This is a genomic window from Paenibacillus sp. LS-5, assembly GCF_056121505.1.
This window is the reverse complement of record NZ_JBWAVA010000010.1, coordinates 159,016-185,236: the sequence shown is the minus strand read 5'-3', so window position 1 is coordinate 185,236 and position 26,221 is coordinate 159,016. Positions and strand designations below refer to the sequence as shown.

At 49.6% G+C, this 26,221-nt stretch carries 20 protein-coding genes and 1 riboswitch; of the genes, 5 read left to right on the top strand and 15 right to left on the bottom strand.

Annotated elements, in window-relative coordinates; genetic code table 11:
• Positions 1 to 70: 70 nt before the first annotated feature.
• The 7 genes from AC0MA3_RS16305 to AC0MA3_RS16275 form a co-directional block, all read right to left on the bottom strand.
• A complete protein-coding gene (locus AC0MA3_RS16305) occupies positions 71 to 1,741 on the bottom strand; it encodes a response regulator (protein WP_474656942.1) in 1,671 nt (556 codons plus the stop codon).
• 17 nt (positions 1,742 to 1,758) lie between these two features.
• Entirely contained in the window at positions 1,759 to 2,628 is an 870-nt protein-coding gene (locus tag AC0MA3_RS16300; RefSeq protein WP_379162927.1) for a CheR family methyltransferase, read from the bottom strand.
• An 83-nt stretch (positions 2,629 to 2,711) separates the two neighbouring features.
• The gene (locus AC0MA3_RS16295) at positions 2,712 to 6,380 is read right to left on the bottom strand and encodes a response regulator (protein ID WP_474656941.1); all 3,669 of its coding nucleotides are present in this window, start codon (positions 6,378 to 6,380) and stop codon (positions 2,712 to 2,714) included.
• A complete protein-coding gene (locus tag AC0MA3_RS16290) occupies positions 6,377 to 7,549 on the bottom strand; it encodes a SpoIIE family protein phosphatase (RefSeq protein ID WP_379162921.1) in 1,173 nt (390 codons plus the stop codon). The genes AC0MA3_RS16295 and AC0MA3_RS16290 overlap by 4 nt, the downstream gene beginning before the upstream one ends.
• Before the next feature lie 215 nt (positions 7,550 to 7,764).
• Positions 7,765 to 8,112 carry a YflT domain-containing protein gene (locus AC0MA3_RS16285; protein ID WP_379162918.1) on the bottom strand — a complete coding sequence of 116 codons (348 nt, stop codon included), beginning with the start codon at positions 8,110 to 8,112 and terminating at the stop codon, positions 7,765 to 7,767.
• A gap of 88 nt (positions 8,113 to 8,200) precedes the next feature.
• Positions 8,201 to 8,734, bottom strand: a complete 534-nt coding sequence (locus tag AC0MA3_RS16280; RefSeq protein WP_474656940.1) for a hypothetical protein — start codon at positions 8,732 to 8,734, stop codon at positions 8,201 to 8,203.
• Between the two features lie 70 nt (positions 8,735 to 8,804).
• Positions 8,805 to 9,311 carry a DUF948 domain-containing protein gene (locus AC0MA3_RS16275; protein ID WP_379163034.1) on the bottom strand — a complete coding sequence of 169 codons (507 nt, stop codon included), beginning with the start codon at positions 9,309 to 9,311 and terminating at the stop codon, positions 8,805 to 8,807.
• 185 nt (positions 9,312 to 9,496) lie between these two features.
• On the opposite strand from AC0MA3_RS16275, the gene AC0MA3_RS16270 reads away from it, so the two are divergent.
• Entirely contained in the window at positions 9,497 to 9,664 is a 168-nt protein-coding gene (locus AC0MA3_RS16270; RefSeq protein ID WP_025709419.1) for a DUF1328 domain-containing protein, read from the top strand.
• Between the two features lie 320 nt (positions 9,665 to 9,984).
• Entirely contained in the window at positions 9,985 to 10,359 is a 375-nt protein-coding gene (locus AC0MA3_RS16265; protein WP_379162912.1) for a hypothetical protein, read from the top strand.
• Positions 10,360 to 10,672: 313 nt separating this feature from the next.
• Here AC0MA3_RS16265 and AC0MA3_RS16260 read toward each other — a convergent pair whose 3' ends face one another.
• Both AC0MA3_RS16260 and AC0MA3_RS16255 read right to left on the bottom strand, forming a co-directional pair.
• On the bottom strand, positions 10,673 to 11,737 hold the full coding sequence (locus AC0MA3_RS16260) for a C40 family peptidase (protein ID WP_474656939.1): 1,065 nt from the start codon (positions 11,735 to 11,737) through the stop codon (positions 10,673 to 10,675).
• 210 nt (positions 11,738 to 11,947) lie between these two features.
• Positions 11,948 to 12,817, bottom strand: coding sequence for a cation diffusion facilitator family transporter (locus tag AC0MA3_RS16255; protein ID WP_474656938.1), 870 nt, complete (start codon positions 12,815 to 12,817; stop codon positions 11,948 to 11,950).
• Positions 12,818 to 12,958: 141 nt separating this feature from the next.
• Here AC0MA3_RS16255 and AC0MA3_RS16250 point away from each other — a divergent pair, with 141 nt between their 5' ends.
• Positions 12,959 to 13,144: a hypothetical protein gene (locus AC0MA3_RS16250; RefSeq protein ID WP_379162904.1), complete on the top strand. Its 186-nt coding sequence runs from the start codon at positions 12,959 to 12,961 to the stop codon at positions 13,142 to 13,144.
• 108 nt (positions 13,145 to 13,252) lie between these two features.
• On the opposite strand, the gene AC0MA3_RS16245 is transcribed toward AC0MA3_RS16250, so the two are convergent.
• Positions 13,253 to 14,878, bottom strand: a complete 1,626-nt coding sequence (locus AC0MA3_RS16245; RefSeq protein ID WP_379162901.1) for an ABC-F family ATP-binding cassette domain-containing protein — start codon at positions 14,876 to 14,878, stop codon at positions 13,253 to 13,255.
• Between the two features lie 121 nt (positions 14,879 to 14,999).
• Positions 15,000 to 15,989 (bottom strand): MBL fold metallo-hydrolase, encoded by a 990-nt coding sequence (locus tag AC0MA3_RS16240; RefSeq protein WP_474656937.1) that lies wholly within the window; start codon positions 15,987 to 15,989, stop codon positions 15,000 to 15,002.
• A gap of 164 nt (positions 15,990 to 16,153) precedes the next feature.
• Here AC0MA3_RS16240 and AC0MA3_RS16235 point away from each other — a divergent pair, with 164 nt between their 5' ends.
• Both AC0MA3_RS16235 and AC0MA3_RS16230 read left to right on the top strand, forming a co-directional pair.
• Positions 16,154 to 17,287, top strand: coding sequence for a virulence factor (locus AC0MA3_RS16235; protein WP_379162895.1), 1,134 nt, complete (start codon positions 16,154 to 16,156; stop codon positions 17,285 to 17,287).
• A 99-nt stretch (positions 17,288 to 17,386) separates the two neighbouring features.
• A riboswitch (Lysine riboswitch) is annotated at positions 17,387 to 17,601 on the top strand.
• A gap of 137 nt (positions 17,602 to 17,738) precedes the next feature.
• On the top strand, positions 17,739 to 19,232 hold the full coding sequence (locus AC0MA3_RS16230) for an amino acid permease (RefSeq protein WP_474656936.1): 1,494 nt from the start codon (positions 17,739 to 17,741) through the stop codon (positions 19,230 to 19,232).
• A gap of 167 nt (positions 19,233 to 19,399) precedes the next feature.
• Here the strand turns inward: AC0MA3_RS16230 and AC0MA3_RS16225 are convergent, their stop codons facing one another.
• The 4 genes from AC0MA3_RS16225 to AC0MA3_RS16210 all read right to left on the bottom strand — a co-directional run bounded on the left by AC0MA3_RS16225 (position 19,400) and on the right by AC0MA3_RS16210 (position 26,211).
• Complete coding sequence (locus tag AC0MA3_RS16225; protein ID WP_474656935.1) at positions 19,400 to 20,539, bottom strand: transglutaminase domain-containing protein; 1,140 nt, start codon at positions 20,537 to 20,539, stop codon at positions 19,400 to 19,402.
• A gap of 343 nt (positions 20,540 to 20,882) precedes the next feature.
• Entirely contained in the window at positions 20,883 to 23,264 is a 2,382-nt protein-coding gene (locus tag AC0MA3_RS16220; protein WP_474656934.1) for a glycoside hydrolase family 95 protein, read from the bottom strand.
• Between the two features lie 110 nt (positions 23,265 to 23,374).
• Complete coding sequence (locus tag AC0MA3_RS16215) at positions 23,375 to 25,117, bottom strand: ABC transporter substrate-binding protein (RefSeq protein ID WP_474656933.1); 1,743 nt, start codon at positions 25,115 to 25,117, stop codon at positions 23,375 to 23,377.
• A 194-nt stretch (positions 25,118 to 25,311) separates the two neighbouring features.
• Positions 25,312 to 26,211 carry a carbohydrate ABC transporter permease gene (locus AC0MA3_RS16210; protein WP_379162880.1) on the bottom strand — a complete coding sequence of 300 codons (900 nt, stop codon included), beginning with the start codon at positions 26,209 to 26,211 and terminating at the stop codon, positions 25,312 to 25,314.
• Positions 26,212 to 26,221 lie beyond the last annotated feature (10 nt).

Here is a 26,221-nt window from a genome sequence, read left to right as displayed (position 1 = left end):
TTTACCAATAACCCTAAAGCTATACGATTGAAACAATAAACGCCACATTCACACAATGGTACTTAATGGATTATGCCTTGAAAAGGGATGTATTCCGTTGTTCTGCCGGATTATCGCCAGGTGCATAACGTGAAATAATTTGTTTCAGACTGCTCATCTTCAGCGGTTTGCTGATATATCCATCCATTCCAGCGTCAGAACAGCGATTCTGTACACCCTCCATTACGTTCGCTGTCATCGCAATAATCACTGCACGGGTAGCATTATGTCCAGCGCCCTGCCGTATTTTGGACGTGGCCGTTAATCCATCCATCACAGGCATCTGCAAATCCATAAATATGAAATCATATTCCTCGCGTAGAGACAGCTCCACTGCCTGGCGGCCATCCTGGGCGACTGTGGACTCATAGCCCAGCTTGTCCAGCATACTGACCATCAGACGCTGATTGATCGGATGATCGTCCACTACAAGGATCTTTTTCCGCCAATGATGGCCGGTTTCAGCGGCAGGGTCCTCTTCCTCCTGAAAGGTTCTTCCAAGTTCATCATCCGGCACCGTAGCCTTAATGGTAAAAACAAAGGTCGCCCCTTTTTCCTCCATGGATTCCACGCGGATATCACCGCCCATCATCCCGACCAGGGATTTACAGATGGCCAGCCCCAGGCCAGTACCGCCATATTTACGCGTCATGGAGGAGTCCAGCTGAGAAAACGGCTGGAACAGCCGGTCACATTTTTCCGGAGAAATCCCTATGCCTGTATCCTTAATCGTGAATTCTACGGTCATCTTATTATCCTCTGAAAGTACGCTGGAGGCTACAAGGTAAACACCGCCTTGATTGGTAAATTTAACAGCATTCGCCACCAAATTAATCAATACCTGACGCAAACGAGCCATGTCTCCATATATCAGCCTAGGCAGCTTTTGGTCAATAAAATAGGCCAGTTCAAGATTTTTCTTGCCGGCTTCCGCAGAAAACAAGCTAAAGACCTCCTGAATGGTGGTCTGTAGCTCAAACAACTGTTCTTCCATTTCCATTTTGCCTGATTCCATCTTGGTAAAATCAAGAATATCATTAATGACGGTAATGAGCGTATCCGCACTTTTACGGATAATCTCCGTATATTCCTTTTGGTCTGGAGCCAGATCCGTCTCCATCAGCAGGTCAATCATGCCCACTACACCGTTCATGGGTGTGCGGATCTCATGGCTCATCATAGCCAGGAATTCCGTCTTGGCTTTGGCGGCAATCTCGGCCTCTTCTTTGGCTTTGCTCAGTTCTCCATTGATTTTTTCCAGCTCCTGCGTCTTTTGCTGCAGCAGCATAGTCTGCATCTGATGTTTCTTGGTTGTCACGTACATATCGACGAAACCTTCGATTTTGGACTTCAGAATCTGAGGGATAAAGGGCTTGACCATATAATCAATCGCACCAGCAGAATATCCCGCAAACAAATGCTCCGCCTCTTTGTTGTTGGCTGAGATGAAAATGATGGGGATATCCTTCGTTTTCTCTCTGGCTTTGATCAATTTGGCGGTTTCAATTCCATCCATACCCGGCATCTGTACGTCCAATATAATCACAGCAAACTCATATCTCAATAAACACCGCAGTGCTTCTTCGCCGGAATTGGCTTTGACAAGCTTGTAATGCTGGCTTTCGAGCACTGCTTCCAGTGCCAGCAGATTCTCAGGACGATCATCGACAAGCAGTATATGAATCGGTTCTTGAACCCCCATTGGCCCCTCCTTACCCGCTATTTATTCTTGCGGTATATTTTTTCCACTCTGTCCAAGGGCTCATAGCTGTCGCTAAACCTGGTGAAATGTATAGACTCCTTAGAACCCAGCACCAGAACTCCGAACCGGCTTAGGCTTTCATGGAACAAGCCATGCACATGGTCCCTGAGTTCATCGTTAAAATAGATCATGACGTTCCGGCACAATATAACATTGAATTCATTAAAGGATGTATCTGTAGCCAGATTATGCTCTGCAAAAATAATATTTTTGCGTAAAAAGGGCTGCAGGATCACAGAATTATATTTCGCTGTATAGTATTCGGAGAATGCGCGGGTTCCACCCGCTTCCAAGTAATTCTTGGTATACTGCTTCATCTTACTGATCTCGTATACCCCTTCTTTCGCCTGCTGTAGTGAGCGAGCATTCATGTCTGTGGCATAAATCCGCGCCTTGTCATACAGTCCTTCCTCATGAAGCAGAATGGCCATGGAATATACTTCTTCTCCGGTAGAGCAACCGGCATGCCAAATCCGTATATAAGGGTAGGTGCGAAGAAGAGGAACTACCTTCTGACGGAAGGTAAGGAAAAGACCAGGATCCCGGAACATCTCCGTTACCGGAATGGACAAACTGTATACAAACCGTTCAAAACAGTCCCGGTCATGCAGCACCTTCTCCTGCAGGGCCGAAATACTGGGCACATTCTCCGCATGCACATGATGCCAGATCCGCCGCTTCAAGGAAGGCAGCGCATAATTCCTGAAATCATATCCGTAAAAGCGGTGTACACCGCTAAGAAGCAGTTCAATTTCAATCTGCTCAAGCTCCTGTTTGGGCCCGGTGTGGGCAGATTGCTCCTCATATCCGCGTTCCATAGCTGTCATGATTATCAAGGCTCCCTTGCACCTAACGTAACTCAGGATGGGTTGTGATTCAGTATTGTAATCCTATTACCCCAAAAAACGGCTTACGAATACAACCACACACGCATTAGAGAAAGAAGCTGCTCTGTACTGATTGGTTTCTTCATATAATCAGAGGCACCAGCTTCAATGCACTTGGCACGGTCCTCCTTCATTGCCTTGGCTGTAAGAGCTATAATGGGCAATTTCTGATACTGCGGCATTTGTCTGATCCGGCGCATAGCCTCATATCCGTCCATTTCCGGCATCATCATATCCATCAGAACCAGATCAAAATCCTCTTGTTCCACCAGCATGTCCAGCGCCTCACGGCCGTTCTCGGCAAACTTCACTTCCATATGATAGCCTTCCAGCACACTCGAAAGGGCGAATACGTTGCGGATATCATCATCAACCAGCAATATTTTTTTGCCGTCGAATAGTTCTTCTTTATTGTGCAGCTTTTGCAGAATTTTACGCTTGTCCTCCGGAAGATTGGCTTCCACACGGTGCAGGAACAATGTGGTTTCATCCAGCAGCCTTTCTGGTGAACGCACATCCTTAATAATTATAGATTCAGCATACTTGCGAAGTCTCGTTTCTTCCTTGCTGTCCAGGTCCTTACCGGTATAGATAATAATCGGCAGATCATTCAGCTCTTCATCATCACGGATCTGATCCAGCAGTTCGAAGCCGGTCATATCATCCAGCATCAGATCGAGAACCATACAGTCATATCTTTGCTTGCGAAGCTCGCCCAGCGCCTCACGGCCTGTGGAAACTGCGGTGATGACCACATCATCATGCCCGATGAGTTCCATGATGGAGCGGCGCTGGATATCGTCATCCTCTACAATCAGAAGATGCTTCAAGGTGCTGGCCGTATAATTCTCGATCTGTGAAAAGGCCCGGTCCAGCGCTTCTCTGGAGGAAGGTTTTCTCAAATAAGCCATGGCTCCCATCATTAGTCCCTGTTTCACTTCATCATTCACAGAAATTACATGAACAGGAATATGGCGGGTCTGGGAGGAGCCCTTGAGCTCCCGCAGAATGGACCAGCCATCCATGACAGGAAGCTGGATATCCAGGATTATGGCATCCGGCAGATGCGTTTGGGCCATGCTCAGTCCGATATCCCCCTGAAGAGCTACCAGACCTTTGAACCCCCGGCTCCGGGCCATGTCTAGCAGAATCCTGGCAAATTTCTCGTCATCTTCAATAATCAGCAGAATCTTATCCTTAGACGACAAATTCTCACGGTCATCTTCCATGACAACAGGCTCCATCGGTGCCGCAGGAGTGTCCTCCTTACGTTCTGTCTGGAGATCACTATTCAATTCGGGTATTACTGAAACCTCACGGGAGGTTGCGGCCTCCAGCGCTCCAGGAAGGAGGCTGTAATGGCCTTTAACCGGCAAGTATAGTGTGAAAATGCTGCCTTGGCCTTCGCGTGAATCGAGCCCAATGGCTCCACCCATGAGCCGTGCAAGTTCCCGGCTAATCGAGAGTCCCAGACCGGTGCCGCCATATTTACGGCTGGTTGTTCCATCGACCTGCTGGAAGGCTTCAAAGACAATATCCGTCTTGTCTGCCGGAATCCCAATGCCGCTGTCCTTCACGGAAATGGCAATATAATCGAAATCATTCGGAAGGAAGGCGGGCAGGTGTTGCTTATTCGCAGCACTTACCGCAAATTCTACAAACCCCTCACTTGTGAACTTGAAGGCATTGGACAACAGATTCCGCAATATTTGTTTCAGCCGGTGACTGTCCGTGAAGACCGTATCCGGTAGCGGCTCATCGAACAAAAGACGTAAAGACAACCCTTTTTTGACAGCCTGTGGTGCAAAATTCTGCTTCACGAAGGTTTTTAGCTCAGTCATAGGAATTTCTTCATAATTCAGTTCCATTTTGCCGGCATCTACCTTGGACAGATCAAGAATCTCATCGATCATCTTAAGCAAATCTGCGCCCGACATATAGATCGTATGCGCGAATTCCACCTGTCTCTCCGTGAGATTCCCGTCTTTGTTCTCCGTAAGCAACTGCGATAGAATCAGCAGACTGTTGAGTGGAGTACGCAACTCATGCGACATGTTGGCCAGAAACTCGGATTTGTATTTACTGGTAACAGCAAGCTGCATCGCCTGCTTCTCCAACTGGCTGCGGGCATGCTCAATTTCATCCTTCTTCTCCTCAACCTCCTGCACCTGTTCCTCCAATGCACGGGTCTTGGCAATCAACTCGGTATTGTAATGCTCCAGCTCTCCCTGCTGCCGCTGCAGCAGTTCTTCAGATCGTCTAAGCGCTTCCGTCTGCTCCTCCAGATTCTCATTGGAACGGCGAAGCTCTTCCTGCTGTGTCTGGAGCTCCTCGGATTGACATTGATATTCTTCAGCAAGCGCCTGAGACTCCCTCAGCAGCTCTTCCACGACAAGCCGGCGACTCACATTATTCAGAATCACGCCCATGCTGATTGCAAGCTGATGTAGCAATTCATTCTGCAGGACACTAAATGGAGTAAAGGATGCAAATTCCAGAACCCCCATTAACTCATCTTCGAAAAGAACGGGATAGATCAGGATGTGATCTGGATGGGCTCCACCAAAACCGGAGGTAACAGAAACATAGTCCTCGGGGGCCTCTGCAAGCTTGATCGGGGTTTTGTCCAGCGCGCTCTGCCCTACAAGACCTTGCCCCATTTCAAAGCTTGCTCTGAGTGTGGTGCTGCCCTCTCCCGCATAATATGCGCTGCTGACAAGCAAATTAGGATTGTTCTGATCCTTCAGGTATATCGCCCCATATTGGGCACCCAGCACCGGAGTGAACTCACCAATGAAGGTCTGTGATACCTGCTCCAGCGAGCTGACTCCACGCAGAAGATCTGTTACACGGGCAATGTTTGCATTAAGCCATGCCTGATCGCTCTGCGCTTGTGCATAGGCTTTTTCCATCTCCTGCTTCTGTTCAAGATCTTTAGCCATATTCTGAAAAACCCGGGCGACATCCCCAATTTCATCCTGGGAGTTAACCTTTAATCGGCGGATTGCCCTCATTTTTCCATTGCCGAAGCTCTTAATCATCATAGAAACGACATTAAGCCCCCGTGTAATGCTCGGAATCACCCATAAAATAACTCCTAGCCCCAGGAGCAGACCTGTAATCATTATTAAGGTCACCATCTGGATGGAACCTTCATATGCATTCTTAGCTTTGTTATTCTCCTCTGTCATTCGGAAGGCGTTATAATCCGATAGGGCATTGAGGCTGTTCAGCACCTCTTCCTGAATGTCCTGGCCTTCCGCATTCCGGTAGGCATTAGCATTCTGAAAATAGCCGGCAGAGAGCATATCAAGCATTTTATTCTGATAATTTATATATTCCGTATAGGATGATTTAATCCGCTGCAGCAGCTGCATTTCTTCTGTTGTTTCCATCGATGCTTCTATATTCTTCAGATACCCTTCAGCTTTTTCCGCTTTAGCATCAATCTCCGTTTTTTGGGAATCGACTGAGAGCTTGTCGGCATTGAGCATGGAGGTCGTCAAAATACGCGCCATGTCGTTAACTTCCCCACGAAGTCCAGAAGACGAGCGCCCCTTGCTGTACCGGTCCTGAAAGCTGTTCAGCTGGCTGCTCATATAATTAAGCCGGTCGTATCCAACGAAGGTTAGCAGAAGCATAATGGCCAGCATTGCACCGAATCCGATCAGCAGTTTAGCTCTTATTTTCATGCCGAATCTTTTCCTTTCTTCAGTGAAATCCACACCAGGCATTTATCATCATCACGTTCCTGGTCAGGAACATCATGAAAGAAAGAGGCACGCATCAGCTGCTCATGCCACTCATGCCCTCCGTTCAAATAACCAACCATAAAGTTCAGCTGCTCTTCCTGTCCGCCCTCTGCCATCTCGAGCAATCCGTCGGTATATAGCACCAAGTGACCTTCATCCTCAAAGGTTAGCGTCTGCGGCTGAATATCAATACTGTCAAATAGACCTACCGGATGACAATTGCTCTCCAACAGGACCGGACTTAAGGACCCACCTTCGAAGAAGAGTCCCGGCGGGTGTCCCGCGTTCACGTAATCAATACGTTTCATACGGGTATCTATGACCAGATAAATCGCCGTAAAATAATACTGTACCAGCTGTTTCTCGATATATAGCTGATTAAAGCGCCGGTTCAGCTCCTGAATGACTTTCTCCGGCTGCACATAAGTTGTTACGGTATCCTTGAGTACGGAGGCCAGGAACATGCAGAACAAGGACGAGGAGATACCATGTCCCATCATGTCCAGCAGAATAACCCCATACCGCCCGTCTCCAAGCGGGTACCAGGCATACAAGTCTCCCGCAAGCTCAGCAGATGGCTGATAAAGAGCATGCACTTCAAAAGCCTCATCCTTGAGCGGCAGACTTAGAACTGCATTTTGCACCAGGGCAGCCAGCTTAAGCTCATCCTGTATCCGCTGATCCCGTTCCACATGCCAATCTTTTTCACGTTTCAGACGAAGGGCCAGCCGGATACGCGCCATCAGTTCAACCTTATTAATAGGCTTGGTCACATAATCTACAGCCCCTGCATCGAGGGCCTCGGCCAGTTTTTTGGAATCACCGACAGCAGTAACCATAATAATCGGTATATCCTTCAGATGCTCATACTGCTGTACGACCCGGCAAGCCTCGATTCCATCCATCTCCGGCATCATCATATCCAGAAGGATCAGGTCAATATCTGATTGCCTCGGTCGAATGTCTTCACTTCCCGCGCCGATACCCAGCAGCTTCAGCATCTCTTTGGCTGAAGCTGCAGTTATAAAGTTCCGGTAATCTTCTTTTTTTAGAATTTCACGGATAATGATTACGTTCGTTGGATTATCGTCTACGATTAAAATTCTCAATTCCCTTCACCTCGCACAAATATGGTTTCAACCGTAAAATTCAAAAACATTCATCTCTATCATACGATATATAAAAGTCCAGTTTCCATATATACAAATATTGGAATAAATCCATCCTTTTGCATTCAACAAAGTAACCTCCAGCCCCACCAATTGCAGTGGGACTGGAGGTTACGCTATTGGACTATAAGTCTCTTCATGTGAATACCATCGAATTAATGCAGGTTTCTTCTGGCTATGACAAGAACTTTACCCATATCAAGCTCTTTCTCGTAAAAGCCCGCTTCTGCTGCACTGAAACCTAATGAAGTAATCTTATTGCGGAGTGCATCACCCCGTGAACGGAACATGTTGGCAATGGAGCCGAACAGACCCTCTTCATGTAAACCAACCTCATTCGTGTCTGCCGCATCCACAATCCGGCCTTCACGATCAGCATTATGACTGAGCACATAAATGTCATCTCTCGTGTAGCCGCTATCGCGCAGCCGATTCACTTCTTCTATCGCCTGAATACCATTCTCAATCAGCTTGGCATAAGCCTGCGTACGGATCGAATCCATGAAATCACGCTCCTTGTATTATATAAGAGGGCAACGCAAAAAAAGATGACTGACTTTCATTAACCATCTTTCCCGCCTTTGAAACGCCTCAAGAAGAATTCCCGTCAAACAAATCCATACCATCCCATACACCTGTCTGGGAATTACGGTATATCTTAAGTGCGGTGCTTCCTCTCATATATACATCCCCGTCTTCAGCTGCAAAATCCGGGGAGCCCAAAAGATCAGGCAGATTATTCATTTGCGGTTCAATCCGCTGTCCGTTCAGATAGAGTCCGTACTGTACGGCTTCGGCTGGAGTCACATGCACGTATAGAACTGCTCCCTCACAAATTCCTGCAGACATATCCTTGTAATGATACTCCTCACATCCCTGCCAAGGATCAGGGGTAACAGCGAGCGGCGATCCTTTAACCCGAAGCAACTCTTCTTCCGGCATATAGAGCGACACCCCTGCCAGGGAGTCAAACTCGGTGATATAAGGGCTGACATTCACACTGTTCTGGTTGGCGAGAACTACCGGGGGTTGCGGAGATAACCAAGCGGCAGGAACAGCTTCCTTCTGCGGAGATGCAGATAAATAAGGAGACAGGAGACTTAGCAAAAGAAGGATAACATTCATGTTACATCCCGCCTTTCTTGTTCTGCTGCTTGATAGTATCACCCGGACTAGTGTTGCTCAGCCTGATCCATTAATGACGGAATTTCTGCCAAATGGTAGCAGCAGTGTCTACGCCTTTTAGCGCCATGGCTATTTTGCCAGGAGACTTCTTAGCATGAGCACTGTCGTATGATTGAACGGTACGCTCTTCTGCAGGGCTAAGCGGAGTACTTTCTATAGAAACTGCCTTAGCCTTTTCCTTCAGTTCACGCGACTTCCGGTACTTCTCAATTACAGTTACCGATACCTGCTTCACGGTCAGTGTCAGTTCATTCATAACGTCACCGAGGTTTTTCACAGAATCGACAATCGGATCAATCTTTTGAATTTTACTCTGCACATCTGCAGTAATGTCGTTCGCATGTCTGACGGTAGTTTTCACTTCATAAGTAAGTTCATCAATCGTCTTCTGCACTTCCTGCAGAGTCTGGCTGACCTTGTCGAGGGATTCCTTCGCTGATTTCAAGGTTTTAATTAAAAAGAAGACAAGTACGGCGAATGCAATCGCAGCGAGTGCGACGCTAAGATCAATAATCATTTCCAAAACCCCTTCCAAATCGTTGAATGTCGGCTTGCTCTGCCTTATTACTGCATAGTTACCCTTACGAGAATGGCCCGAAACAAATGTCAAATCCCACCTCCTTGTTTGTTTCAAATCAGATCTCCCCGTTTAAACAATGACTACATTTGATTACACTTTACGCACCGAAAGGATGATACATCATGTTGAAATGGTCAGTAATTCTGCTTGTTATTGCTTTAATCGCCGGGATCTTTGGATTCTTCAATGTTGTAGCTGCAGCAGTAGGCATCGCAAAAGTACTCTTCTACATCTTCCTGGTTCTCTTCATTGTTTCACTCTTTATGGGACGCAGAGGAAGATCAATGTAACGGCATTAGCCGTCTTTTAATTCTTCTACCTATACACACACAACCTGAGCCCGGACTCCCTCATGGAGTATCCGGGCTCATTGTGTGTGAAGCGGCAGAACGGCGATTTATGACCAGAGAACCTCATGTCCCCGCTTCAAATTCTCTTCTATCCTATTCACACTGCAGAAAATGTAGGCCTCCCACCCTTGACTGCTTCTGAAAAATAAAAAAACAAAACGTTTGGTTCACAAGGTCCCCTTTCTGTTTACATGCTTATTAGCACAGCACAAAAAAGGAAAAACCTACTACAACCAAACTAATCTCAGGAGGAATCACAGATGAAAAAATTCGCCAGTATCGCAGTAGCCATGGGTCTTGTAGCTTCTTTTGCCGCAACAGCTTCAGCCGATGAAGTATCGGGTACGACAACAAGTGTAACAGGAAGCACATATGGCGCCCAATACGAGACTGTAATCACACAAGCAGATATTAAGCCAGCCACTCCTATGATTATCCTCACCAAAGCAACACCTTTCCACCTTTCCACAGGTAGTACGACTCCAGCCGGCTGGTTGAGCGCACAAACCGTAGATACCACTGGAGCTATCATGACCGACAGCTGGGGCAATGAATGGAGAGAGATTTATACATGGCTGGGCAAAGCATGGATCAAGGTGCCTGCGTCCGCTTATGTAATCACTCCAGCGATGTAATTATTGAATAATTGTACCCTCGGCCGTATGAACATGCTGTGAAGCATATTGCATACTTGGCTGAGAGCCCGTAAATCCCAGTCTATTCATACTTTTTGCGGGCCTACATACAACAAGCCATGCTGGATCTTTCCGATCCTGCATGGCTTGTTTATTCCGGTGGGTTTTGCCGGGAATATGTGCAATCCACATAAAAATAGAGGCTATCCCTTCAGTAGAATCATTCTACTGGAGGGATAGCCTAAAAAAACACCCGCCCTAGTTCACCCGTCACAAACACTACTGCTGTCGCTTCGCATCTCTACAATCTATTTTAGCGGATGACCGAGCCTCCGTAAAGGAAACGATTCACCCAAGAAGCGCTTAATTTATCAACCCGGACTCCGCCTGAAGCCACTGAATAGGTCTGAAGCAGCTGACCATCTCCCAAATACATAGCTACATGCGTAATCCTTGCTGTCAACTTGTCAATTCCGGCATATGCGTAAGCCGAGCTGCCCTGATAATCCGTAAAAAACATCAAGTCTCCACGCTTCAGGCCGGAAATATCGGTGACTATCGTACTGTTCTGCTTAATCCATTCACCCTGCTGCCGGGAATCGGCTGGAAGCTTCAGATTAGCTGCATCCATAAAAATCTGCCGGATAAAATCGGAGCAGTCGAAGGTGCTGGTGTCGCTGCGGCTGGAGCCGAACTCATAAGGAGTTCCAAGATAGCCCATCCCTGCAGCAATTACACCCTCAATTCCAGCCGCTTGCTGCGGAGCCGAAGGCACCGGTGCTGGTGTTGGTGTTGGCACAGGTATTGGAGCCGGGGTCGGTAATGTCGTTCCCGCTCCTCCATCCACTACAATGTATTGAACCGAGGAACTTGTATATCCTACATTGCCACTTGCCGTTCTCACCTTGTACCAGTAACTATTCGGAACATCCACAATGGTGACCAGATCACCTTTGTTCAGATATCCAATAATCTGACCGTCCGCCTTCGGGGTATCCCGAAGGCGGACTGTAGCTTGAATCACTGCTGTCTGTGCTGCCGGAGCTGCAGCCACCTGAATATATTGTTCTCCCCTGCTCGTATACCCAACGTCACCGTCAGCAGTTCTGACTTTGTACCAAAAGCTGTTCGTTTCTTCCAGGATAACAACCTGGTCGCCCTTACTCAAATATTTCAGTACTGTTCCGCTTGTGGATGGTGCCGTACGCAGACGGACTGAAGATATAATCACACCTGTCTGTGCTGCGGAAGCCGTAATGGCGGATTGGACAGAAACAGAAGCCGCCTGCGCCTGCTGCGGATTGAACACTCCCAGTGTTACCGCAAGTGAAGTCGAGACCAGCAAAGATGATGCCAGCCCTTTATATGATACGATCATAGCGTTCCCCCGCTTGGCATAATGAGAAATTCAACAACGGCGCGCGTTACGTTTGTTGCTTTCTGCCCTCATTATAGGCTTGACCGGGAAATGGAACATGCTCCAAATTTCACAAAAAAACTTGCCAACTTATGGTAATACCCGGGTCTATAGTCTTGAATTCTCCTTGGATTTGGTGGAAATTACAGCTAATTAGAAAAAACAAAGGAGTTAAGACTTCGGTTCGACATGAACCTGCACATTCATGATATTATGCAGCTTGCTCATCCGCTCTTCTATAGAATCACTGATCGCGTGGCCTTGTTTTACTGTAATCTGGGCATCTACCTCCACGACCACATCCACCAGCACATGATTCCCGTGAACACGGGCCTTCAAATCCTTGATGCCTTCAACACCGGGTGTGCGGGCAATGGTGCTTCGCAGATCCATAAGCTGATCTTGATCGAATCCGTCAGTCAGACGGTATGTTGAATCACGGAAAATATCCCATGCCGTCTTGAGTATCAGCAGACCGACAGCAACGGCTGCTGCGGAATCAATCCAAGGCAGACCGAATTGTGCCCCGACAATCCCTACAGCTGCGCCAATACTTACCATCGCGTCCGAGAAATTATCCTTGGCTGCGGCCATCAGTGCGTGGTTATTAATCTGTCTGGCGAGCCGTTTGTTATATATATATACCCCCATCATAGCTGCGGCACACACCACTGCGACCCCGGCTGACCATAGCTGCGGCGTGGCTTTGGCTCCCTCAAATAAGGAACGGACAGCTTCCACAATCACTTGAATACCAACCACCGCCATGATAAAGGAGGCGAGCAGCGCAGCCACCGTCTCCGCACGGAAATGTCCATAGGCATGATCCGAATCGGGAGGTTTCCGCGAAATGCGCAGACCAATCAGCACCGCAAGCGAAGCAACAATATCGGTGAGGTTGTTGAACCCGTCCGCAAGCAGTGCGCTCGAACCGAATACATACCCGCTGATCAGCTTGAAGGCCGATAGAATGAGATAGGCGATAATACTGATTAGAGCGCCCCGTTCACCTTTCCGTATATCATCATAAATATCAACCAACCGCCATCCCTCCCCCATAATGCTCTCTATACTGTTCCCGTGCCCCGGCAGATCATTCTTTGAATTATTCTTGCCCTTGTGGCTGCATTTAAAAACAATTAGAATAAAGGAAAGGACTTGCTACCTAAGGGGGTTAACATAATGAGCGAGAGCAATGAAAAACCAAAAATCAATCTGGCAGATGCCATCCGTCAAAAACTGGAGCAGAAGAAGCAGCAGTCTTCCGGCAAACCTGGATCCACCTTTCAGGCCGGTTCTGCCAAACCGCTGAAAAGCCAGAATAACAAAAAGCCCAACAACCAGCGCCGCCGTACCGGCGGTTCCTAAGTTCGGGTACTCGTGGATATTTGAACATAAACGGCTGCGTTATCCCTTATGGGACGACGCAGCCGTTTTTCATATGAACATTGCTTGTTCAAGGTTTCTATATAATTCTTATACTTCTACCGGATACATCCGGGCACGCATTTCCTTGATCTCCGGATTCTCCAGATACTCATCGTAGGTCATGGAGCGGTCGATAACGCCTGCCGGTGTAATCTCAATGATACGGTTAGCGATAGTCTGGATAAACTGATGGTCATGGGAAGTGAACAGGATCGTTCCATCAAAATCAATCAGCCCGTTGTTGAGTGCAGTAATCGATTCCAGATCCAAGTGATTGGTTGGCTCATCGAACACAAGCACATTGGCACCGTTCAGCATCATTTTGGCCAGCATGCAGCGGACCTTCTCGCCCCCGGACAGCACACTCGCTTTCTTCAGCGCTTCCTCACCTGCAAAGAGCATCCGTCCAAGGAAACCACGCAGGAAGGTTTCATCCTGATCCTTGGAATATTGGCGCAACCATTCCACCAGGTTCATGTTCACCCCATCGAAATAACTGGAGTTGTCTTTGGGGAAATAAGCCTGTGTTGTTGTAACGCCCCAGGTATATTCGCCGGCGTCAGCCTCTTTCTCGCCCATAATCACATCGAACAATAGTGATTTTGGCTGGGAGTAAGGACCGACAAAAGCGATTTTATCGCCTTTGTTGACCACAAAGCTGATCTCATCCAGCATCTTCTCGCCTTCCACCGATTTGCTCAGCCCGCTGATTGTAAGCAGCTGCTTGCCGGCTTCACGCTCAGGCTTGAAGTTGAGGAACGGATATTTGCGGTTCGAAGGGCGGATATCGTCCAGGGTAATCTTCTCCAGCTGTTTCTTACGGGAGGTCGCCTGTTTCGACTTGGAAGCATTGGCGGAGAAGCGCTGGATAAATGCCTGCAGCTCCTTCATCTTGTCTTCCTTCTTCTTGTTCGAGTCACGCTGCAGCGCCTGGGCCAGCTGACTGGATTCATACCAGAAGTCGTAGTTGCCTACATACATCTGGATTTTGCCGAAGTCGATATCAGCAATATGCGTACATACCTTGTTCAGGAAGTGACGGTCATGGGATACGACAATAACCGTGCCTTCATAATCCATGAGAAAGTTCTCCAGCCAGCCGATGGATTCCAGATCCAAATGGTTGGTAGGCTCATCGAGCAGCAGGTTGTTCGGACGTCCAAACAGGGCTTGCGCAAGGAGTACCCGGACCTTCTCGTTGCCGCTGAGTTCGGCCATTTTCTTATCATGCATTTCGCGCATAATCCCAAGTCCGATCAGCATAGCAGCAGCATCAGGCTCAGCGTCCCAGCCGTTCAGTTCAGCGAATTCGCCTTCCAGCTCACCGGCGCGAAGTCCGTCAGCTTCGGTGAAGTCGCTTTTGGCATAAAGGGCATCTTTTTCCTTCATGATGTCATACAGGCGTGTATGGCCCATTATTACCGTTTCCAGCACCTGGAACTCGTCATACTCGAAGTGGTTCTGTTTCAATATGGCCAGACGTTCGCCGGGTGTAATATGCACTTCGCCGACATTGGCTTCAATCTCTCCGGACAGGATTTTCAAAAAGGTCGATTTGCCGGCGCCATTAGCGCCAATCAGGCCATAGCAGTTGCCGGGTGTGAATTTTATGTTTACATCCTCAAATAGTGCGCGTTTTCCGTAGCGGAGTGTTACGCCGCTTGTGCTAATCATTAAGCATTACCATCCTTTTCACTTAGGGTTCCGGCTCATTATAGCATAAAAACAAGGAAAAAAGCCCGAAGATCCGCCTATAAAATGTAGTTTTACCTCATTAAACGGTTATAAGTAAGCTCTACCCGACTGGCGTTCGCTCCTCGGGATGCACGACCAGCGTTTCCCCATATGCCAGCGTTCGGATCCGTTTCTCCTCAATCCCCTGTGCCAAGCGGGCCTGCTCCATCCGGTCCAGTGCCTCCCTGGCCGTGTCATCTGCCAGCCTGAAGGTCCCAAAGTGCATGGGGATCATCAGTTCCGCGCCGACATCTATGAAAGCCTGAACGGCCTCCTCTGGAGTAACATGCTGGGAGCTCATGAACCATTCGGGCTCATAGGCACCAATCGGCATCAGCGCCACATGCAGCTTGAAGCGGCTTCCAATCTCTTTGAATCCGGGAAAAAAACCGCTGTCTCCGGCAAAATACAGATTGGGCGGCAGCTCATGCTTAGCCCCGTCACCCCGGAGATGCTTGCCCGGTTCAGCAGGCTGCAGCACATACCCGCCCCAGTGGGAAGTATTGGTATCAAAGGGCGTCCGCCGTGTCCAGTGCTGTGTTGGAACAAAGGTCAGCTTCACGGCTCCCAGTGTAAGCTCCTCCCACCACTGCATTTCCAGGCAATTGGCAAAGCCTTTGCGCACCATCTTCCGCTTCAGGCCCGCCGGTACCACAAGCGTAGTTCCCGCCTTGTACAATTTGCGGACTGATGCGAGATGCAGGTGGTCATAATGCGAATGGGAGATCAGAATGAGATCCACCGGGGGAATGCTGCTGAGTGGAATACCCGGCTGGCAGATCCGTTTCTCGAACCCCAGCCGCTGCGCCCATACGGGATCAGTAATGATATTTACCCCTTCATATTGAAGCAAAAATGTTGAATGCCCGATCCAGGTTATCGTCGTATCGAGACGGTTCTTCACCAGATAGTCCAGCTCGGGCGGATGATTCGGCACTTTATAGGAATAATCTTTCTTCTTCATCCGCCGCTCCTCGCGCCATTGACGGAGCTGCTTCAGCGTTTTGTCCGTACTAACATTATCAATGTTATTGTAGCGTATTCTGGCCATTCGGCTTCTCTCCTTCCCATTCATTTATTACAAAGCTTAACCATTTACCCTCCGGCTTAAGCGGAACTATACTGCAGCCCTTTTGTATTGAGTGGCCGAAATGAGGTAAAATGCGGGTACAGTACTTACGGTGTTCTTATGCCGTTTAAAGAGGAGCCTAGCGTATGAAGATTACATTTATTGAACCGACTCCAAGTCCCAATACGATGAAGCTTCATCTCGATGAGACTCTGGAGGCCGGAGTCCGCCGTACCTATACACCGGAGAGCCAGCGCTCTGCTCCTTCCTGGGCCCGAGAGATGCTCAACATCCCGGGAGTTACCAGTATTTATCACGCGGCCGATTTCGCCGCGCTGGAGCGTAGAGGTAGTGCCGACTGGGCAGCGATTCTCCGCGAGGTCCAGACCCGTTTCGGTGCGGAAGGCTTAAGTGCCGACTTCAATCTGGAGGATGAGAATGCCGGGGCTCACTTCGGGGAATCCCAGGTATTCGTGCAGATGTTCCGCGGCATCCCGATCCAGATCCGCGTGAAGACCGGCGCGAGTGAGGAGCGCATCGCCCTAGCCGCCAGGTTCACGAAGGCGGTAACCGATGTAGCCAGCGCCGTAATGATCAAAGAGCGTAAGCTCACCGATTACGGCGTGCGCTACGGGGAGCCCGAAGCGATCGCACGCGAGGTCGAGCAGGAGCTGGAAGCGGCGTATCCGCAGGAACGCCTCGACTCCCTCGTGCAGCAGGCCATCGCGCACGGGGCTGGCGGCGAGTTCGTCGAGCAGCGCGTGAAGAAGGAACAGGCCGAGCTGCTGCGAGACCTGCAGGACGAGGACTGGCGCGTGCGCTACGCCGCGCTGGAGGATCTTCAGCCGGAGGCAGCGCTCCTGCCGGAGCTGCGCACGGCGCTGCACGACCCCAAGCTGCATATCCGCAGGCTTGCGGTCGTGTACCTGGGCGACATCCGCACGCCAGAGGCGATGGAGCTGCTCTATGAGGCGATGGCAGACAGCGCCCCGGCCGTGCGGCGCACGGCCGGAGATACGCTGTCCGACATCGGCGATCCGGCAGCGACGCCAGTGATGACAGCGGCGCTCACAGACAAGAGCAAGCTCGTCCGCTGGCGGGCCGCGCGCTTCTTGTATGAGGTTGGAACAGCCGAGGCACAGGAAGCGCTCAGCACCGCAGTGGATGATCCCGAATTCGAGGTCGGCCTGCAGGCCCGTATGGCGCTGGAGCGCATCGCATCCGGTGAAGAGGCTGCCGGTACTGTCTGGCAGCAGATGTCGGAGCGCCGGAGAACCTGACGCTAATCTTCCGTAAATTGTCATTGCTTGCCCAGCTAAGTTGCATTATACTAGTTCCTGTTGTGTTCATATCATTACAAGATAGCCTCATCATACCTAAGATGAGGTAGAGGTCGCGGATATAAAGAGTACGCGCGTGGAGACGCTATAAGAGCCGTCTGTGAAACGCCGCCGAAAGGAATATCTGCCGAAGCTTGCACCGCTGCTCTTATTAAGCAGTGCAGGCTGGGGCCGTTGCCGAAAGGCACGGAACTGTCACAGCGCTTGGCCCGCCAGAAAACTGCGGCCAGGCACTGTGTTGCGCTATCTGAACAGGGAGTATGGTGCGGAGCTGTAAATACAGAAAACCGCAGAATCCGTCTGCGGTTTTTTTTGTGCTTGCAGGATGGATATGCTTCTTTGGTTAGAGCCCTTGAACAGAAACATTACAATTAGAGGGAGTGTCCTATTCATGCAAGTTAAGGAAGACAATCAGCAGCACCTATCGGCGCAGGGCAGCAATGCTGCCGCTCCAGGGCTGCGCAAAACCTTTAAGGCCAGACATTTAACCATGATCGCGCTTGGCGGTTCCATCGGAACCGGACTGTTCCTGGCCAGCGGCGGCGCTATCGCTTCTTCCGGACCGGGAGGCGCGCTGCTGGCTTATGCAGCAGTCGGGATTATGGTGTACTTTCTGATGACGAGCCTTGGTGAGCTGGCAACTTACCTGCCGGACTCTGGTTCCTTCAGCACCTACGGCACTCGGTTTGTCAGCCCCGCCTTCGGCTTCGCCATCGGCTGGAACTTCTGGTATAACTGGGCCGTCACTATCGCTGCCGAACTTTCGGCCGCGACTGTAATTATTAAATACTGGTTCCCAGACAGTCCCTCCATGCTATGGAGCCTGCTGTTCCTGCTGCTGATGTTCGGACTGAACTTCCTGTCAGCCCGTGGTTACGGTGAATCGGAATACTGGTTTGCGATTATCAAAATTATTACCGTAGTTGTATTCCTAGCTGTCGGAGTGCTGATGATCTTCGGGATTATGGGCGGCAAAGCGGTAGGACTCAGCAACTTCCAGCTTGGCGGGAGCTCCTTCCATGGCGGATTTTTCGCCTTCATCGGGGTCTTCATGGCTGCCGGTTTCTCCTTCCAGGGAACTGAACTCGTCGGGGTCGCAGCAGGTGAGAGCGAGAACCCGCGCCGTAATGTGCCACTGGCCATCCGCCAGGTATTCTGGCGCATCCTGATCTTCTACATTTTTGCCATTCTTGTGATTGGACTGCTTATTCCTTACACCAATCCGGATCTGCTCCGTGGCGGTATCGATGATATCGGTGTCAGCCCGTTCACCATTGTCTTCAACAAAGCAGGACTTGCAATTGCCGCATCTGTTATGAATGCCGTCATTCTCAGCTCTGTGCTGTCAGCTGGGAACTCAGGCATGTACGCTTCTACCCGTGTCCTGTACGCAATGGCCAAGGATGGTATGGCACCGCGTGCCCTGGGCAGACTGAACCGCCGCGGAGTACCTGTAGGCGCGCTCCTCGTGACCACCGCGGTTGGAATGCTGGCTTTTCTGGCCTCCTTCTTTGGTGACGGTGCCGTTTATAATTGGCTCCTCAATGCTTCTGGAATGTGCGGATTCATTAACTGGCTGGGCATTGCCGTGTGTCATTACCGTTTCCGCCGCGCTTTTGTAGCGCAAGGCCATTCGCTGGAGGAGCTACCTTACCGTGCCAAATGGTTCCCCTTCGGTCCGATCTTCGCGCTGGTGCTATGTCTTATTGCTGTCTTCGGGCAGAACCTGGGCGCTTTCACAGGCGGCAGCATCGACTGGTACGGTGTTCTCGTATCCTATGTCAGCCTGCCTCTGTTCCTGCTCATCTGGATTGGTTACCGCTGGTTCCGCCAGAGCCGTATTGTCCCGCTGGATCAATGCGATCTGAGTACACATCCGGAGTAATTATACGCAGGGAGCGGCTATATTCTTATCCGCGGAAAGACTTAGTTGTATTTCACGATTTCATTAAAACAGGGATGCTCCGCAGTCGTTTGGCTGATGGAGCATCCCTGTTTTTGTGCCGCAACTCTTCCCTCTACATCCCAAGGTGAATCGGGCCATTGCTTTTCTTATTCCCAGGTCACATATACTTTCAAATCCCCGGTATTATCAAACGGGGTACTGTTATATGACAAGTTCTCCAAGCCTAGACTATATAGTCCCTGGAGATCGATTTTGAGGAGTCTTTCTGTGCCCCGGTAACGGAACAAAAGAGACTTTTTGCCCGAAGCCACCGCTTCCTTCACAAGCGTATTCAACTCTGACGCTGAGGTAACCACCTGATCCTCTTCATACAACCGGTAGTCGAGCTTCTGCTGAAGGTCCTTGTATACAGAAACATTCTGCCCCCCGCTGCTGACCAGTTCAGACAGGGTCTGCGAGTAGCTGACAGATGCTGCCGGATAAGACTTGGTCCAGCTGTGATCACGCCGCATCTGGGCATCGGTCCGCATATAGTAGAGCGTGCTGATCCCCCCGCCCGGACTTGGTGTTGGATCATCCCAAGTGGTATCCAAGTGATACCATCGCCCGTCCAGCTGCACCAGATTCCAGGCATGCGACTGGGTAGGTCCACCCTCCGGTCTTGCTGAACCTTCAACAATTTTATTAGGGATACCCGCACCCAGGAGCAGTTTGTAAGTCAGAAGCGAATATCCCTGGCACACGGCACTGCCGGTCTGCAAGCCTTCGTAGGCCGTATATTTGCGGTAGGTGGCATCATATTGGAGATGCAGCACCACCCAATCATGAATAACCTTCACCTTCTGGTGATTATTCATCCCTGGGGTAATAATCTGCTCTAGAATCGTCTTCACCTGCTTGTTCACTAAGGCGGTCTGCTGCAGCGTTTCCCGGTACTCCACCTGCACTGTTACGTTGGCCGAGCGGCTACTCCCCCGGTAAGAGAAAGCATAGCTGTCAATTATATAGTACAGGTAAGGGTCACTGCCCATCGCCTGGTCAATTGCTTTTTGCACCAAAGATTTTAAGTTGGTCGTCTTACCTTCATATACGAATGTGATGTTCTCCCTACGGTTATTCATTGCTGCAGTCAGCTTCTGCGCCATCTCCGCTTCCGATTGCAGCGCCGATTGAGTGCTGGCGGCATAAGCATGGTCCCAACCCCAGTATAACGCCGGCGGCAACGCTGCACATACAAGCATACCCCCCAGAATGGTTTTCATCAGTGACAGATGCTTTTTCCCCATAAATCCTGTTACCTCCTGCATATCCTGTAATGGATCACCCAATAGTATGTACTATATAGTAGATGCTGAAATTCCATTCTGCACAACTGTAACATTACATATTCAGTGCAATTTATTCTTGGAGAAATTTACGTATCTTAAGATCCTGCTATATTGTCTATTATCGGTCTGATGGAGGCGCAGAATAAGCCCTGCAACCAAAGAATATCTCCACGGGGAATGAATAACATTTAGTTCCTAGTATACGCAAAAAAACTGCTTCCCGGCAGGTTCTCTGCCAGGAAGCAGTATACAATGTCCGCCGCCGTATAGTCACGGATACGGCTCATCATTCAAATCTCTGCTACACGCTTGCTGTAATGCTGTCTCCCGCCTTCATGTGCAGTGGGCCTCCGGATTCTGCCAGGGTGCCGTCCATAAGCTGAAGCTTCAGCTTATGGGAGTAGCTTACACGGCATAAGCCATCCTGCTCTGCAGTAATCTTGGCCGAGACCAGCATATGATTCTTCCACTCCATATCCACAACAAAGCCACCCCGGGCTCTGAGCCCTTTCACCCGGCCATTCTTCCATTGATCCGGCAGTGCCGGCAGCAGATTGATTTCAGCCAGATGGCTCTGCAGCAGCATTTCCGCAATCCCAGCAGCAGCCCCGAAATTCCCGTCAATCTGAAATGGCGGATGAGCATCGAACAGGTTCGGGTACACGGATCGGGTCAGTAATGTCCGCACAAAGCCGTAAGCGGCTTCCCCATCCTTAAGCCGGGCGTACAGATTGATCAGCCAGGCGCAGCTCCAGCCGGTATGGCCGCCACCGGAGGTGATCCGCTTCGCCAGTGATAAACGGGCGGCCTCCAGCAGGTCAGGAGTATCCTTCTCATTAATCAAATTCCCGGGATACAGCCCGTACAAATGGGAGACATGACGGTGTCCCGGCTCTGACTCGGTGAAATCCTGGAACCACTCCTGCAAACGTCCGTCCCGGCTGATCTGCAGAGGGAACAGACGGGCAACCGTCTCCTCCAATTGAAGCCGGAAGTCGTCGTCAACACCAAGAATAATCGCGGCTTCAAGGCAATTGCCGAACAATTCGCGGATTAGGCTCATATCCATAGCCGAACCCATAGAGACACTGCAGGGCCGACCATCTTCCGTTACAAAACGGTTCTCCGGCGAGGTAGACGGATTCGTAATGAGCATGCCGTCCGGCCCTTCTGTCAGCCAGTCCAGACAGAACAACGCTGCCCCTTTCATCAGCGGATATGCTGTATGCGCAAGGTACTCGCGGTCCGGATTAAAAGAATAATGCTCCCACAGATGGCTGCTGAGCCACACCCCGCCCATCGGCCAGAAGGCCCAGCTGGCATCCCCGCCCGAGGGGGATGAATGACGCCACAGATCCACATTGTGATGAGCTACCCAGCCGCGGGCCCCATAATGAATAGCCGCTGTTCTTGAGCCGGTGACACTGACCTCACGGATCAAATCGATTAAGGGTTCATGACATTCGCTCAGATTACATACCTCGGCCAGCCAATAATTCATCTGTGCATTAATATTGGTGGTGTAGTTGCTGTTCCATGGCGGTGTCAGATGATGGTTCCATATCCCTTGCAAATTGGCAGCCTGCGTACCCGGCCGGGAGCTGGCCATCAGCAAATAACGGCCATATTGAAACAAAAGAGCCTCCAGTGCCGGATCTGCCTGGCCTTCCCCGTATGCAGCCAGACGCTGGTCAGTCGGCAGCGCAGCGGCTTCCCAGCCCCCGAGATTGAGGTCCACACGGCGGAAGATGGCCTGATGATCGTCTGTATGACGCTGCAGCAGCTCCTCGTAGGACCTTGGCGCTGCTGCCGATAATCTCTTGGCACAACTTTCCCCAGGACTTAGAACTGCAGTGGAATCACCAATAAAATCAGCGCGAATATGGGCCGCCTTATGCTTCAGCTCCTCGTAAGTGGTCCCGGCTGCAAGCAGCAGGACTACGCTATCCGCACCGGAGATTACAATCTTTCCTCCTACGGTCTGCACACTTCCGCCGGTGACCATCGCCTCCAGCTGCAGTTCAAAGCCGATACCCAGCCCCTCCTCATACTGGACCGGATACGGATGATCACCAAAGTAATTATCTGCTACGTACGTTGGACACTGCCCGCGCATCGTCAGCTTTGACTCTCCGCCGCTCTGAACTTCATGTTTTAAGAGGCTGTCCAAGGAGACAACCAGTTCAAGTTTTCCCTTTACCCCACTTGCAACACGGACCACGCAGACTCCATCAGGAGCGCTGATAAAAGCCTCACGGGTAAAAGTGCCTTCTACCGTTTGATAAGACACGGTAGCAATACCGCTGTCCAGATCCAGCTCCCGGCGGTAGCCCTCAGTCTTCTCCACTCCCGGATGCTCCAGATACAGATCTCCCAGCGGCAAATACGGCTGTGTGTTTACACCAAGCATACGCGAGTTAATAAGGTCCTCGGCTTCGCCATAGCTGCCTACCGAGACAAGCCCGCGCGCTTTCTTCAAATAACGCTGAGCTTCATAATTATTACTGTCACGCGGAATCCCTGCCCATAATGTATCTTCATTAAGCTGGATACGCTCCTTGGCAGCCCCTCCGAACACCATAGCTCCCATATGCCCGTTGCCAAGCGGCAGTGCTTCTTCCCATTCCACCGCAGGCTGATCATATTTTAGTATCCAGTTCGGTGCACTTTTCTTCTCCGCCATTCCCTCTCCTCCTCCAAGTTACCTGGCTACAAGCAAAAGGCCCTGACCAAAGTCGGGCCTTTGCTTTACATTAGCAGATAGTAGATTAGTGCTTCAATACCTACTGTTGATTACAGATCTTTACCGGTCCACAGGGTAATTCTCGCTTTTACGAGATCCGTGTATTCAGCTTCCATCTTTTCAGCACCAGCTTTGTTCAGCTCAGCGATGAATGCATCATATACCTTATCGAAGTCAGCTGGTTTGGACAGGATGGCTTCAGGGATACGTTTACGAACGATATCCTGTGTTTTCTTGAAGATAACCTGATAGTCGCCATCAGTAGGAACAGGCATGTTGTACAGCGCGCCCCATTCTTTAACCGGGAAGTCAGATTCCTTAGGGAACAGATCCTTCCAAGTGGTAGCATTGTAAGCCTTCAGTGTTTCTTTTTCAGCATCAGAATAACCAGCTACGATTTGTTCAGGGAAGTTAGTAGTATAGTAGTTGCCTGTGGAATCCTTCACGCCATCACCGTAGTGGGCAGAGAATGCCGTGTACAAGCTAATACCTGTTTCCTTAGCAAAATTGGCAGCATCATCTGTTTTCTTCTTTTGGATATCCGCAGGAATTTCACGTTTGCCGTCTGCGTTCACAGTGTAATGTTTTCCTTCAATACCCCAGTTAATCAGCACTTGACCTTCATCGGAAGCGAGCCAATCCAGGAACTTAATGGCACGAACCGGATCTTTACAAGCGGTAGTAATAGAGATACCTGATGCATCAATACCTACGGATTGGAAAGAGTGATCTTTGTACTCATCAGACATAGTTACAGGGAAATGAGCATAAGTGTATTCGTCTTTACCTGCTGCCTTAAGAGCATTCTCGCCGTCTTGATATTCCCATTCCTGAGAGATCAGACCAAGTACGCGTCCACTAGCTATTTTAGCTTTATATTGGTCATCTTTTTGTACAAAGGTATCTTTGTCCAGCAATCCTTCGCTATACATGTGGTTCAACCAACGGAAATATTCTTTTTCAGCTGGACGTTTGTAGTGAAGTTGTGCTGCATAGGTTGTTGGATCTACATAATATTCACCATCATCCGGTGCACCGGTTGTAAGGAACGCCGGGTTGGTAACCGTAATCATGATTTTCCAGTCATCTGCATTCAGCGTAAGCGGAATGGTTGGCTGACCGTCGGTTTCCGGATGTTTAGCTACATAATCTTTAAGCACTTTTTCATAATCCTGAACCGTCTTCACTTGAGGATATCCAAGTTCCTTCAGGACACGCTGCTGAATTTCAAAACCGCCGCCGGCATCAAAGGATTGTTGGTCAACCCCTGCATTTGTAGGGATGGAATAGATTTTTTGATCGTCATTGCTGTATTTCAGACGATTCATATTATCGCCATAGACCTTTTTCAGGTTCGGCGCGTATTTGTCGATCAAATCTGTCATATCGATAACCAGGCCGGCATCAACCAGTTTACTAAGATTACCTTTAGCATAGATCAGATCAGGCACATCACCACTGGCTGCCATCAAAGAAATCTTTTGTTCCCCACCGCCGCTGCCTACATCATATTCAGCATTTACGGTAACACCTGTTTTTTCGGTAATCACTTTACCTACTTCATCCTGCATTTTATTCCAGTTAGGACTGGCATCAGCACCAAAGAACGAGAATGTAACAGGGCTGGTATCTACAGTTGTATTCGCAGCACCATCGGTTGCGGTTGCTGTGTTATTTCCCGAGTTAGCCGCATTGCCGGTATTGGCTGCATTATTATTTCCGCCACAGCCGGCAATCAGCATGGAACTCATGAGCATGAGCGTAAACGCAGTTTTGATACTCTTGCTTTTCATTGTGTATCCCCCTTGTAATGTGTGTTTCATCTATGCATATCAGGATAGTCCTGAATATACCACTGGTAGCGCTTGCAAAACCATCACAAAACTAAAATCCAATTAGTGTTCCGTTAATACTGCAGGGATGGCTTCCTGATCCGTTCATAGCTGAATCAGGAAACACGTTCCCATGCAATTTACTCCTAATGGGTCTACGCCTTAACGGCACCCAGTGTCATACCGCCTACAAAGTACTTTTGCAGGAATGGATACACCACAAGAATTGGTACTGTAACTACGATGGTAATAGCCATCTTGATCGATTCAGGTGATATTTGCGCCATTTGCTTCGCCATATCGTTGGCATTTACCATGCCGCTGCCCTGATTGGTGGTTGCCAGTACCTTCATCAACTCGTACTGGAGCGTGGTCAGATGCGGCTTGTTACCGTTATACAGATAGGTGGTGAACCATTCATTCCATTGACCTACAGCCAGGAACAATGCAATTGTTGCCAGAACAGGCTTGCAGAGCGGCATGATGATCTTGTAATAAATCATGAAGTCATTGGCTCCGTCCAGCTTCGCCGATTCCTGCAGGGCGAAAGGCAGCCCGTCCATAAAGGAGCGAATGACGAATACGTTGAAAGCAGAGACTGCACCTGGCAAGATGTAGATCCAGAACGTTCCGATCAGATTCAAATCTCTCATCAGAATGTACATAGGCACCATACCGCCGGAGAAATACATGGTCATCGCCAGGAAATACGAGACGAACTTTCTCCCCCGGAACTCTGGACGGCTTAATGTAAAGGCTAGCATGGATGCACTGAGCAGCCCTAGAATAGTTCCGGCTAAAGTCCGGAGAATAGAGATTTTGAAGCCCTGAATCAGTCCTGTGTAACTGAATATCCGCTGGTAGTTCTCAAGCGTCAGAACCCTCGGCCAAATGTAAATGCCGCCGCGGACGGTGTCTGTAGATTCATTTAAAGAAATCGCCAGTACATTCAGGAAGGGATAAATCGTCACAATCATGATGATCCCAAGAAAAAAGTATAGAAAGATGTCGAACGCACGTTCAGACTTAGTCATTTGAAAAGCTTTGCCTGCCACTCTTATCCCC

What these genes read in the sequence shown, in the direction of transcription:
- AC0MA3_RS16285 (WP_379162918.1), bottom strand. Translation starts at nt 8,112, where the DNA reads ATGGATTCGATCCGTACGCAGGCTTATGCCAAGCTGATTGAGAATGGT.
- AC0MA3_RS16300 (WP_379162927.1), bottom strand. Translation starts at nt 2,628, where the DNA reads ATGACAGCTATGGAACGCGGATATGAGGAGCAATCTGCCCACACCGGG.
- AC0MA3_RS16275 (WP_379163034.1), bottom strand. Translation starts at nt 9,311, where the DNA reads ATGATTATTGATCTTAGCGTCGCACTCGCTGCGATTGCATTCGCCGTA.
- AC0MA3_RS16230 (WP_474656936.1), top strand. Translation starts at nt 17,739, where the DNA reads ATGCAAGTTAAGGAAGACAATCAGCAGCACCTATCGGCGCAGGGCAGC.
- AC0MA3_RS16270 (WP_025709419.1), top strand. Translation starts at nt 9,497, where the DNA reads ATGTTGAAATGGTCAGTAATTCTGCTTGTTATTGCTTTAATCGCCGGG.
- AC0MA3_RS16240 (WP_474656937.1), bottom strand. Translation starts at nt 15,989, where the DNA reads ATGGCCAGAATACGCTACAATAACATTGATAATGTTAGTACGGACAAA.
- AC0MA3_RS16225 (WP_474656935.1), bottom strand. Translation starts at nt 20,539, where the DNA reads ATGGGGAAAAAGCATCTGTCACTGATGAAAACCATTCTGGGGGGTATG.
- AC0MA3_RS16265 (WP_379162912.1), top strand. Translation starts at nt 9,985, where the DNA reads ATGAAAAAATTCGCCAGTATCGCAGTAGCCATGGGTCTTGTAGCTTCT.
- AC0MA3_RS16220 (WP_474656934.1), bottom strand. Translation starts at nt 23,264, where the DNA reads ATGGCGGAGAAGAAAAGTGCACCGAACTGGATACTAAAATATGATCAG.
- AC0MA3_RS16245 (WP_379162901.1), bottom strand. Translation starts at nt 14,878, where the DNA reads ATGATTAGCACAAGCGGCGTAACACTCCGCTACGGAAAACGCGCACTA.
- AC0MA3_RS16260 (WP_474656939.1), bottom strand. Translation starts at nt 11,737, where the DNA reads ATGATCGTATCATATAAAGGGCTGGCATCATCTTTGCTGGTCTCGACT.
- AC0MA3_RS16215 (WP_474656933.1), bottom strand. Translation starts at nt 25,117, where the DNA reads ATGAAAAGCAAGAGTATCAAAACTGCGTTTACGCTCATGCTCATGAGT.
- AC0MA3_RS16250 (WP_379162904.1), top strand. Translation starts at nt 12,959, where the DNA reads ATGAGCGAGAGCAATGAAAAACCAAAAATCAATCTGGCAGATGCCATC.
- AC0MA3_RS16235 (WP_379162895.1), top strand. Translation starts at nt 16,154, where the DNA reads ATGAAGATTACATTTATTGAACCGACTCCAAGTCCCAATACGATGAAG.
- AC0MA3_RS16305 (WP_474656942.1), bottom strand. Translation starts at nt 1,741, where the DNA reads ATGGGGGTTCAAGAACCGATTCATATACTGCTTGTCGATGATCGTCCT.
- AC0MA3_RS16280 (WP_474656940.1), bottom strand. Translation starts at nt 8,734, where the DNA reads ATGAATGTTATCCTTCTTTTGCTAAGTCTCCTGTCTCCTTATTTATCT.
- AC0MA3_RS16295 (WP_474656941.1), bottom strand. Translation starts at nt 6,380, where the DNA reads ATGAAAATAAGAGCTAAACTGCTGATCGGATTCGGTGCAATGCTGGCC.